We start from the raw sequence: 11,524 nt of genomic DNA on the forward strand, positions 1-11,524 counted from the left end.
TTATGGTAAACCAAATCCTAACCCGTCTGTGAACAGAATGGCCGGCATCCTAACGAGGGAGACTGTCATGACGTTCCGCTTTGCCGGAAAACTCGCAAGGTACACAGGTGCCGCCATGCTTGTGGCCGCCTGCCTGTCGTCCGCCCCTGCCCAGGCGGATGCCGGTTTCCAGCGCTGGATCGCCGGCTTCAAGTCCGTCGCCATGAAGAATGGCGTCTCGTCGTCCACCTATGACCGCGCCTTTCGCGGCGTCAGCGAACCGGACCCGGAAGTGCTGGAAAAGGCGCGCTACCAGCCGGAGTTCAAGGCGCCGCTCTGGCAGTATTTCGACAATCGCGTCCATGACGAATCCGTCGCCATGGGCCGTCAGATGGCGCGCGAATACGGCTCCTGGCTGGACAGGATCGAGCGGCGTTTCGGCGTTGATCGCCACATCCTTCTGGCGATCTGGAGCATCGAATCCAATTACGGGCGCATCCTGACGAATGACCGGGTGATGCGCAACGTGCCCCGCTCGCTGGCAACGCTGGCCTATGGCGACCGGCGCCGCGCCAAGTTCGCCCGCACCCAGCTCATCGCGGCCTTGAAGATCCTCCAGTCCGGCGACATTGACGAAAGCCATCTGACCGGATCCTGGGCCGGCGCCATGGGGCATACGCAGTTCATTCCCACCAGCTATCAGGCCTATGCCGTCGACATGGACGGCAACGGCCGCCGCGACATCTGGAATTCGGTTCCCGATGCGCTTGCCACCGCCGCCAACCTGCTGGCCCGCAATGGCTGGCAGCCCGGCAAGACCTGGGGCTACGAGGTGCAATTGCCGCCCGGACGAAAGTTCCCGGCAGGCACCATGAGCCTTGCCCAGTGGCAGAAGATCGGCGTGACGCGGACAGGCGGGAAGGCCTTTCCCCGCCCCTCCGACCGCGCGGAACTGAAGGCGCTGGACGGGCGCAACGGTCCGGCTTTCCTGATGCTGAAGAATTTCTTCGTGCTCAAGCGCTACAACAACGCGGATACCTATGCGCTGGCCGTCAGCCTGCTGGCCGACGAGATTGCAGGCTATGGCAAGCCGGACCGCGACTGGGACCGCCCCTTCACGCCGTTGAGCTTTGCCGAGAAACAGGAACTGCAGACGCATCTTGCCCGCAAGGGGCTATATGATGGCCCGATTGACGGCAAGATCGGCAGCGGTTCGCAGGCGGCCATCAAGACCTTCCAGGCCCGTGCGGGCTTGACGCAGAACGGCTATCCCAGCAAGGAAGTGCTGAACGTGTTGCGAAGGCAATAGGAGATGCCATGGGCCGGCTGGGCAACAGGCTTGCAATGAAGGCGCTCGCCGCGCTTGTCTGCCTGTGCCTGGCCGTGGTCGGCACGGCGGAGATGGCGCAGGCAGCGCCTGCGAGCAACCGGGAGAATGGCCTGCCGGGGGTGCGAAGCTTCTTTCGCAAGCTTTTTCGCCCGGAGCCCCGGCGTGCCGTCAAGCCCGCCCCGTCGCGCAAGCGGACCATCCGCCAGCGCGCCGCGCCCCGCCAGGCCGCGCCCGCGCCGCAGGAAACCGAACGGGTCGACAAGCTGGAAAACGCCCGCAAGGTGCTTGTCGTCGGCGATTTTCTTGCCGGCGGACTGGCCGACGGTCTCCAGGCAGCCTTTGCGGACCTGCCCGGCGTGTTCGTTGTCGACCGGTCCAACGGCTCATCGGGCTTTGTACGCGATGACTATTACGACTGGCCCGGCCAGATCGGCACCATTCTCGAAGAGGAAGAGCCGGCAATCGTGGTGGTGATGATCGGCTCGAACGATCGCCAGCAGATCCGCACCGATGCAGGCCGCCTCGCCGTCCGTTCGGAGGAATGGGACAAGGAATACAACGCGCGCATCAAGGCGTTCGCGACGGAATTGAAGAACGCCTCCGTTCCGTATCTCTGGGTCGGCATGCCGTCCTTCAGGCTGTCCTCGATGACCGCCGACATGCTGGCCTTCAACGATTTCTACAAGTCCGCCGCGACAGCCAATGGCGGCGAGTTCGTCGACATCTGGAACGGCTTCGTGGATGAGAACGGCAATTTCATCACCACCGGGCCCGACATCAACGGACAGGTCGTGCGTCTGCGCGGTTCGGACGGCATCAACCTGACGAGGGCAGGACGGCGAAAGGTCGCGTTCTATGCGGAAAAGCCGCTGAAAAAGCTGCTTGGCCGCGCCGCCGACCCGAATATCGGCACGCTGACGCCGGAAATGCTGCCCACGCTCTCGCTCGATCCGGTCCCGCTACAGATGAAGATCGACCGGACGGCCCCGATCTCCCTGGCCGATCCGGACCTGGATGGCGGCGACGAGCTTCTGGGCCGTGTCCCCGAACCTGCCGTGGCCTTGCCCTCCGATCCCTCACCGGTGCAACGCCTGACCGTGGAAGGCGTGGCGCCGCCGCCCGAACCCGGCCGTGCAGACGATTTCCGCCGGCCGGTCAACGCAACCCAACCGGTCCGGTTGGAAGGTGGCGGCGCATTGCGCTGAAGGCAGGCTGGACAGGCGTTCAGGCGCCTTTCGTCAACGCCAGGATTTGCCGGGAGACAAACCAGGACACGGGCATCGCGATCACCGCGCCCGCAATCGCCGCCATGATGATCTTCTGGCTTTCAAACATGTTCATCGTCAGAAGCGCGACGATCAGGACGCCCATGATGGTCGGAGCGGCGAGAATGTAAATGGCACCGAGTATTTTCAGCATGACCCACCTCCATGAAACCGGCTGCCAAACGAGCCGGCTCGATATGGGCGGAGGTTTGCGCCACCGGCCGGCATGCGCCTTGATCCATCTCAATATTCGCATGTAAAAAAACAAAAGCGGCGCCGGTTTGCGCCGCTTCTGCCAGTTCTTTACTGCATGGGCGATCAGCGCGGCAGCAGCGTCTCGCCCATCAGATCCTTGTCGATGGCATGCGCGGCCTGACGGCCCTCGCGGATGGCCCAGACCACCAGCGACTGGCCGCGGCGCACGTCGCCGGCTGCATAGAGCTTGTCCACCGTCGTCCTGTAGGTCAACTCGTCGGCGGCCACGTTGGTCGATCCGCGCCGGTCGGTATTGACCGTCATCCGGCCTGCCATCTCGTCCATCAGGCCGCCGGCAATCGGGCCGGCAAAGCCGATGGCGATGAAGGCCAGATCCGCCTTGATGATGAACTCGGTTCCGGCAATCGGGTTGCGCTTCTCGTCCACCTTGCAGCATTTCACGCCGGAAAGGCGCCCGTCCTCGTCGGCGACGAATTCGAGCGTCGCGACCTGGAATTCACGCTCGGCGCCCTCCGCCTGGCTGGACGATGTGCGCATCTTGGTCGCCCAGTAGGGCCACACCGTCAGCTTGTCTTCCACTGCCGGCGGCTGGGGACGGATGTCGAGCTGGGTGACGCGCACCGCGCCCTGGCGGAAGGAGGTGCCCACGCAGTCGGACGCCGTATCGCCGCCGCCCACCACCACGACATGCTTGCCACCGGCGACAACCGGCTCGGACGGCCAGGCCGTCGACTGGATGTCTTCGCCGCCCATGCGCTTGTTGGCCTGCACGAGGAACGGCATGGCGTCATGCACGCCCTCGAACTCGGCGCCGGGAATACCGGCTGCGCGCGGCGTCTCGGAGCCGCCGCAATACAGCACCGCGTCATAGTCGGACAACAGTTCGTCCACGCTCTTGTCGGTGCCGACATTGACATTGCAGAAGAAGGTCACGCCCTCGCCTTCCATCTGCGCAACGCGCCGGTCGATGAAGTGTTTCTCCATCTTGAAATCGGGAATGCCGAAGCGCAGCAGGCCGCCGGGCTTGCTCTCGCGCTCGTAGACATGGACCTCGTGGCCGGCCCGTCCAAGCTGCTGCGCCGCGGCCATTCCGGCAGGCCCCGAACCGATGATGGCAACGCGTTTGCCGGTCTTGGCGGCGGCGGGCTGCGGCTTAATGTAGCCGCGCTCATAGGCCTTGTCGGCCAGTGCCTGCTCCACCGTCTTGATGGCCACCGGAATGTCTTCCAGGTTCAGCGTGCAGGCTTCCTCGCAGGGTGCGGGGCAGATGCGGCCGGTGAATTCCGGAAAGTTGTTGGTGGAATGCAGGTTGCGGATCGCCGTGTCCCAGTCGCCATTGTAGACGAGGTCGTTCCAGTCGGGGATCTGGTTGTGGATCGGGCAGCCCGTGGGGCCATGACAATAGGGAATGCCGCAGTCCATGCAGCGCGCGGCCTGCTTCTGAACCGCCTCGTCCGACATCGGCAGCGTGAACTCGCGGAAATGGCGAATGCGGTCGGAGGCCGGCTGGTACTTGTGCACCTGACGGTCGATTTCGAGAAAACCCGTTACCTTGCCCATTGCTTAAATCCTCTTCACCGGATCACCACGGCCGTGCCCGATGCCGAAACCATCAGCATGGAGCCGCTCGAACCGGTGGAAATGTTTTCGTAGTCGATGTCGATACCGATCACCGCATTGGCGCCGATACGCTCGGCCTCGTCTTCCAGTTCGCGGATCGCGGTTTCGCGCGCATCGCGCAGCACCCGCTCGTAGGAGCCGGAGCGGCCACCCACGATGTCGCGGATGCCGGCGAAGAAATCGCGGAAGATGTTGGTGCCGAGGATCGCCTCGCCCGTGACGATGCCACGATATTCGACGATCTGGCGCCCTTCGATCGAATTGGTTGTCGTTGTGATCATGCCGGTCACTCCGCAGCCACGCCCATCTTCATGCGTTCCATGTCCTGCAGGGCCCGGCGATATTCGACCGGCATCACCTTGCGGAACTTGGGACGGTAGACCGGCCACTCGTTGAGGATTTCGGCCGCCCGGGTCGAGCCGGTGTGATGGTGATGGGCCGCGATCAGCGCATAGAGACGCTCCTCGTCATGGCTGGTCATGTTTTCCATCACGTCGACGCGGCCCTTGTGCGCCAGATCGCCGCCATGGTGGTGCAGCTTCTCCAGCAGGTCGTCTTCCTCGGGCACCGGCTCCAGTTCGACCATGGCCATGTTGCAGCGCTCGGCGAAGTCTCCCGCCTCGTCCAGCACATAGGCCACGCCGCCGGACATGCCAGCCGCGAAATTGCGGCCTGTCTGGCCCAGCACGACGACCACGCCGCCGGTCATGTATTCGCAGCCATGGTCGCCCACGCCCTCGACAACCGCGACGGCGCCGGAATTGCGCACCGCGAAGCGTTCGCCCGCCACGCCGCGGAAGAAGCATTCGCCCTCGATGGCGCCGTAAAGCACGGTATTGCCGGCGATGATGGATTCCTCCGGCACGATGCGCGCGTTCTCCGGTGGCCGGATGATGATGCGCCCGCCGGACAGGCCCTTGCCGACATAGTCATTGCCGTCACCGACCAGTTCGAACGTCACCCCGCGCGTCAGGAACGCACCGAAGGACTGGCCGGCCGTGCCATGCAGCGTCACGCGGATCGTGTCGTCCTTGAGCCCCTTGTGCCCATAGCGCTTGGCCACGGCACCCGACAGCATCGCACCGGCCGAACGATCCGTGTTCCTGATCTCCGTCTCGATGATCACCGGCTGCTTGCTTTCCAGCGCGGGCGCGGCTTCCGCGATCAGCTTGCGGTCGAGGATGTCGTCGATCGGGTGCTTCTGCCGCTCGGTCCAGCGGATCGCCTCTGCCGGGGCTTCCGGCTTGAAGAAGACGCGGCTGAAATCCAGCCCCTTCGCCTTCCAGTGGTCGATCATGGCCTCCTTGGAGAGCAGGTCCGAATGACCGATGATGTCATCGAGTTTGGTGAAGCCCATTTCGGCCAGCAGCGCCCGGATTTCCTCGGCGATGTAGAAGAAATAGTTGATCACATGCTCCGGCGCGCCCTTGAAGCGCTTGCGCAGCACCGGATCCTGCGTCGCCACGCCCACCGGACAGGTGTTGAGATGGCACTTGCGCATCATCACGCAGCCCGCCGCGATCAGCGGCGCGGTGGAGAAGCCGAACTCGTCGGCGCCCAGCAGCGCGCCGATCACCACGTCACGGCCCGTGCGCAAGCCGCCGTCGACCTGCAGCGCAACGCGCGAGCGAAGGCCGTTCAGCACCAGCGTCTGGTGCGTTTCGGCCAGGCCCATCTCCCACGGCGACCCGGCATGCTTGAGCGAGGTCAGCGGCGAGGCGCCGGTGCCGCCGTCATAGCCGGAAATGGTGATGTGGTCGGCGCGCGCCTTGGCCACGCCCGCGGCCACCGTGCCCACGCCCACTTCCGAGACGAGCTTGACGGAAACGTCGCCCGACGGGTTGACGTTCTTCAGGTCATAGATGAGCTGTGCCAGATCCTCGATGGAATAGATGTCATGGTGCGGCGGCGGCGAGATGAGGCCCACCCCAGGCGTCGAATGGCGCGTCTTGGCAATCGTCGCATCCACCTTGTGGCCGGGAAGCTGTCCGCCCTCGCCGGGCTTGGCGCCCTGGGCCACCTTGATCTGCATCATGTCGGAATTGACGAGATATTCGGTCGTCACGCCGAACCGGCCGGAGGCCACCTGCTTGATGGCCGAGCGCTCGGGATTCGGCGTCCCGTCCGGCAGCGGGGTGAAGCGATCCGGTTCCTCGCCGCCCTCGCCCGTGTTGGACTTGCCGCCGATGCGGTTCATGGCCACGGCCAGCGTCGTGTGCGCCTCGCGGCTGATGGAACCGAAGCTCATCGCGCCGGTGGAGAAGCGCTTGACGATCTCGGCGGCCGGCTCGACCTCGTCGATGGAGACGGGCTTGCGGCCGCTTTCCTCCGCCGTGCGAATGTGGAACAGGCCGCGAATGGCCTTGGCCCGCGCCGTCTGCGAATTCACCTGCGCGGCGAAATCCCTGTAGGTCTCGAACGAACTCTTGCGCACCGCATGTTGCAGCGTGGCGATGTTGTCGGGTGTCCACATATGCGCTTCGCCGCGCATCCGATACATGTACTCGCCGCCCACATCCAGCGCGCTGCGCAGCACCGGATCGTCGGAGAAGGCATCCGTGTGGCGCATCACCGTCTCGCGCGCAACCTCGTCCATGCCCACGCCCTCGATGGTCGTGGCCGTGCCGGTGAAATACTTCTCCACGAAACCGGACGACAGGCCCACGGCATCGAAAATCTGGGCGCCGCAATAGGACTGGTAGGTCGAGATGCCCATCTTGGACATGACCTTGAGGATGCCCTTGCCGATGGACTTGATATAGCGCGTCACCACTTCCTGCGGGTCGACCTCCGGCGGGAATTCCCCGCGCGCATGCATGTCGAGCAGCGTGTCGAAAGCCAGATAGGGGTTGATCGCCTCGGCGCCATAGCCGGCAAGGCAGCAGAAATGATGCACTTCGCGCGGCTCACCCGATTCGACCACGAGGCCGACCGAGGTGCGCAGCCCCTTGCGGATCAGGTGATGATGCACCGCCGCCGTGGAAAGCAGCGCCGGAATGGCGATGCGGTCCGGCCCGATCTGCCGGTCGGAAAGGATGATGATGTTGTAGCCGCCATGGACCGCCGCTTCCGCGCGCTCGCAAAGGCGCTGCACCGCCGCAGCCATGCCGTCCGACCCTTCGATGGCAGCATAGGTCATGTCCAGCGTCTTGGTGTCGAAACGGTCCTCGGTATGTCCGATGGAGCGGATCTTCTCCAGGTCGCCATTGGTCAGGATCGGCTGGCGCACCTCCAGCCGCTTGCGCCGCGATGCGCCCTCGTGGTCGAGGATGTTCGGGCGCGGGCCGATGAAGGAAACCAGGCTCATCACCAGTTCCTCGCGGATCGGATCGATCGGCGGGTTGGTGACCTGCGCGAAGTTCTGCTTGAAATAGGTGTAGAGCAGCTTGGACTTGTCCGACATCGCCGAGATCGGCGTATCGGTCCCCATCGAGCCGATGGCTTCCTGGCCGGTCGTCGCCATCGGCGCCATCAGGATCTTGGTGTCCTCCTGGCTGTAACCGAAGGCCTGCTGGCGATCCAGCAGCGACACGTCCTTGCGCAGGGCGCGCGGCTCCACCGGCTTCAGGTCTTCCAGGATGAGCTGGGTATTGTTCAGCCATTCCCGGTAGGGGTTCATGCCGGCGATCTCGGCCTTGATCTCCTCGTCGGAAACGATGCGGCCCTTTTCCATGTCGATCAGCAGCATGCGGCCTGGCTGCAGGCGCCACTTCCTGACGACCTTTTCTTCCGGCACGGTCAGCACGCCGGCCTCCGACGCCATGATGACGCGGTCATCGTCGGTCACGATATAGCGCGCCGGGCGCAGGCCGTTGCGGTCCAGCGTCGCGCCGATCTGGCGGCCGTCGGTGAACGCCACGGCGGCCGGGCCGTCCCATGGCTCCATCAGCGCGGCATGATACTCGTAGAAGGCCTTGCGCTTGGCATCCATCTGCTTGTTGCCGGCCCAGGCTTCCGGGATCAGCAGCATCATGGCATGCGGCAGCGAATAGCCGCCCTGGTAGAGGAATTCCAGCGCATTGTCGAAGCACGCCGTGTCCGACTGCCCCTCGTAGGAGATCGGCCACAGCTTCTCGATGTCATTGCCGAAAAGCTCCGAATCGACCGAGGCCTGCCGCGCCGCCATCCAGTTGACGTTGCCGCGCACGGTGTTGATCTCGCCGTTATGCGCGACCATGCGATAGGGATGCGACAGCTTCCAGGACGGGAACGTATTGGTGGAAAAGCGCTGGTGCACCAGCGCCAATGCGCTTTCGAAGCGCTCGTCGGTCAGATCCTTGTAATAGGTCGGAACCTGCCAGGCCTCGAACATGCCCTTGTAGACGATGGTGCGCGACGACATCGACACGATGTAGAAGCCGTTGTCGCGGCCTTCCGTCTCCGCATGCACGCGCCCGGAGATGACCTTGCGCACGATGTAGAGCTTGCGCTCGTATTCCTCGTCGTCAAGTCCGGCCGGGCGGCCGAAAAAGGCCTGCCGGTGAAAGGGCTCGGCGGCGGCCACGTCGGGCGCCTTCGAAAGCCGGGCATTGTCCACTGGCACGTCGCGCAAACCGATCAGCTCCAGCCCCTCGGCCTTGCACACATCGGCGATGACGCCCTCGCAATGAACCCGGAGATCCGCTTCCTGCGGCATGAACAGATGCGCCACGCCATAATGGCCGGCCTCGGGCAGGGTCACGCCCTGCGCGGCCATTTCCTCGCGGAAGAAGCGGTCTGGCACCTGCACCAGCATGCCCGCGCCGTCGCCCATCAGCGGGTCCGCGCCCACCGCGCCGCGATGCGTCAGGTTGACCAGCATCTGCAGGCCGTCGCGCACCGTCTGGTGCGACTTCACGCCCTTCATGTGCGCCACGAAGCCCACGCCGCATGCATCATGCTCGTTGCGCGGATCGTAGAGACCGCGCGCCGCCGGCAGGCCGGAACGCGTTTTGGCGGTGGCGGCTTTCGTCTGAGCGGCCGCGTCGAACCCGGTCGTTGCAGAAGGCGTCTTGTCCGTCATCGCCATTTTCCTCCAAGGTGCTCCCGGCGTCTGTCAGGAGCGGTCACTGACACATGGGACGCCCCGTTCTGGGAAACCGTCCCGGCTGGTTGGTCTCGGCATATCTTCCGAAAAGCCGGCGGGGCTGAAAAACAAGGAGCATCCGGCGCCAGCGCCCCGCTGGCAGCCTGCCCCGGTCCGCATCCCGCCATGCCGGCTGGCGCGGACCAAACGCTCTATACAGCGCATTGCCCGCGCAGAAAACCGAACCGGGCAGGAAAACCCGTTCCGGCGCTTCCACGCGGAAATAAGACAGCATTGCTGTCCTATCGAGAGCGTATGCCATAAAGCGCTTTTGGAAACAAGACTGAAACAACAAAAATGGCCGGGCGATGCGCAACATGATTACGCGGGAGACCCTCTGCGCGAAACGATGTTGCGAATCTGCTGGAAATCCCTGTTCCAGACCGGTCAGGCGGGCGCATCGCGCCCCTTGCGGCCCGCACCAATGCGCGCCAATGTCGCGCCCGCATTGAACGAGTGAAAGCGAAGGTCATACCGCCCCATGCATTTCGGATCCGACAACTGGTCAGGCTGCCATCCCGCCATTTCCGCCAATCTCGAGCGTCACGCGGCCGGTTTCGCCCGCGCCTATGGCGCCAGCGACCTCGACAAGGCGATCGAGGCCCGGTTCAACGATCTGTTCGAGCGCGACGTGGCCGTCTATTTCGTCGGCACGGGAACAGCGGCCAATTCCCTGGCGCTGGCCGCGCTGAACCGGCCCGGCGGCGTCGCCTTCTGCCATCGCGAGGCGCACATGATCGAGGACGAATGCGGTGCGCCGGAATATTTCACCGGCGGCGCGCGCCTGCATCCCGTCGACGGGCCGGCCGGTCGCATCGACCCCGGCCTGCTGGCGCGCGAACTCAAGCGCTTCCCGCCCGACTTCGTCCATGCCGGCCAGCCGATGGCCGTGTCGATCACCCAGGCGACAGAAGCCGGAACGCTCTATTCCCTCGACGACATCGCGGCTGTCTCGAAGGTGGCGAAGGCGCACGGCCTGCCGCTGCACATGGATGGCGCCCGCTTCGCCAATGCGCTCGTCGCGCTGGATTGCACACCGGCCGAGATGACATGGAAGGCCGGCGTGGACGCGCTTTCCTTGGGTGGCACCAAGAACGGTTGCTGGTGTGCCGAGGCGCTGGTCTTCTTCGATCCGCAAGCGGCGCGCGACCTGCCGTTCATCCGCAAGCGCGCCGCCCAGCTCTTTTCCAAGACGCGCTTCATCGCCGCCCAGTTCGAGGCCTATCTGGAAAACGGGCTGTGGCTGGAAACCGCGTCCCACGCCAATGCCATGGCGGCCCGGCTGGCCAGCGCCATCGATGCCTCGGGGCAGATGCGGCTTGCCTGGCAGCCGCAGGCCAACGAAGTTTTCGCCATCGTGGACAAGGAGAAGATGGAGCGCCTTCAGGCCGCCGGTGCCGTCTTCTATCCGTGGAACCCGCCACACGGCTTCGAGGATTCCATCGGTGAGGGCGAGACATTGACGCGTCTCGTCACCTCTTTCGCCACCACGGCAGACGAGGTCGAGGCTTTCGGGCGCCTGATCGGCGGCTGACAATGGCGCCTTCGGCCTGACAAAACCGTGAGCTGTGGCTGACGCCCGGCTCACGCCCAAGTGACAGGGGATAACGCCCGCTTTATTTCCAAGTGACCGGCCTTTCGGTGATGGTTTGCGTGTCGGCAGGACGCCGGCCTGAGATCATTGCCAGAGGAGTTATCCATGTCGAAATCCAAGCTCAACGCCGCCTTCTTTGCCGGCGCCGTCGCCACTGCCATTTCCGGCGCGGCCCTTGTGGGCACCACGGGCGCCGCCCACGCCGCCAATGTGAAGTGCTTCGGCGTTTCGCTTGCCGGCCAGAATGATTGCGCCGCCGGCCCCGGCACCACCTGCGCCGGCACCTCCAAGGTCGATTACCAGGGCAATGCCTGGACACTCGTCGAGGAAGGCACCTGCGAGAGCGCGGCGCCGGTGCTGGCCAAGTCCGGCGAAAAGACGATGCTGCCCGATGGCCGAATGGGCTCGCTCGAAGCGCTCGAACGCGACCTGCCGCAGTCCTGATCCCTGACAGG

The 11,524-nt window shown here is 64.6% G+C and carries 9 protein-coding genes; 5 read left to right on the top strand and 4 right to left on the bottom strand.

Features of this window, described 5'->3' with window-relative positions; translation table 11 throughout:
* Positions 1-67 precede the first annotated feature (67 nt).
* Positions 68-1,288 (top strand): lytic murein transglycosylase, encoded by a 1,221-nt coding sequence (locus R3D65_RS13705; protein WP_371275804.1) that lies wholly within the window; start codon positions 68-70, stop codon positions 1,286-1,288.
* Between the two features lie 8 nt (positions 1,289-1,296).
* Positions 1,297-2,514 carry a DUF459 domain-containing protein gene (locus tag R3D65_RS13710; RefSeq protein ID WP_371275805.1) on the top strand — a complete coding sequence of 406 codons (1,218 nt, stop codon included), beginning with the start codon at positions 1,297-1,299 and terminating at the stop codon, positions 2,512-2,514.
* A 19-nt stretch (positions 2,515-2,533) separates the two neighbouring features.
* Here R3D65_RS13710 and R3D65_RS13715 read toward each other — a convergent pair whose 3' ends face one another.
* From R3D65_RS13715 to gltB, 4 genes are all read right to left on the bottom strand, one after another.
* Positions 2,534-2,728: a hypothetical protein gene (locus R3D65_RS13715; protein WP_371275806.1), complete on the bottom strand. Its 195-nt coding sequence runs from the start codon at positions 2,726-2,728 to the stop codon at positions 2,534-2,536.
* 164 nt (positions 2,729-2,892) lie between these two features.
* The gene (locus R3D65_RS13720) at positions 2,893-4,350 is read right to left on the bottom strand and encodes a glutamate synthase subunit beta (protein WP_371275807.1); all 1,458 of its coding nucleotides are present in this window, start codon (positions 4,348-4,350) and stop codon (positions 2,893-2,895) included.
* A 14-nt stretch (positions 4,351-4,364) separates the two neighbouring features.
* Positions 4,365-4,691, bottom strand: coding sequence for a heavy metal-binding domain-containing protein (locus R3D65_RS13725; RefSeq protein ID WP_371275808.1), 327 nt, complete (start codon positions 4,689-4,691; stop codon positions 4,365-4,367).
* A gap of 5 nt (positions 4,692-4,696) precedes the next feature.
* Positions 4,697-9,412, bottom strand: coding sequence for a glutamate synthase large subunit (gene gltB / locus R3D65_RS13730; RefSeq protein WP_371275809.1), 4,716 nt, complete (start codon positions 9,410-9,412; stop codon positions 4,697-4,699).
* Here gltB and R3D65_RS13735 point away from each other — a divergent pair.
* The 3 genes from R3D65_RS13735 to R3D65_RS13745 all read left to right on the top strand — a co-directional run bounded on the left by R3D65_RS13735 (position 9,402) and on the right by R3D65_RS13745 (position 11,513).
* The gene (locus R3D65_RS13735) at positions 9,402-9,935 is read left to right on the top strand and encodes a hypothetical protein (protein ID WP_371275810.1); all 534 of its coding nucleotides are present in this window, start codon (positions 9,402-9,404) and stop codon (positions 9,933-9,935) included. The two genes, gltB and R3D65_RS13735, sit on opposite strands and share 11 nt — an antisense overlap.
* A 21-nt stretch (positions 9,936-9,956) precedes the next feature.
* On the top strand, positions 9,957-11,009 hold the full coding sequence (locus tag R3D65_RS13740) for a low specificity L-threonine aldolase (RefSeq protein ID WP_371275811.1): 1,053 nt from the start codon (positions 9,957-9,959) through the stop codon (positions 11,007-11,009).
* A 165-nt stretch (positions 11,010-11,174) separates the two neighbouring features.
* Positions 11,175-11,513 carry a DUF2282 domain-containing protein gene (locus R3D65_RS13745; protein ID WP_371275812.1) on the top strand — a complete coding sequence of 113 codons (339 nt, stop codon included), beginning with the start codon at positions 11,175-11,177 and terminating at the stop codon, positions 11,511-11,513.
* The last annotated feature ends 11 nt before the right edge of the window (positions 11,514-11,524 follow it).

It is taken from the genome of Zhengella sp., from assembly GCF_041397485.1.
GTDB lineage: Bacteria > Pseudomonadota > Alphaproteobacteria > Rhizobiales > Rhizobiaceae > Zhengella.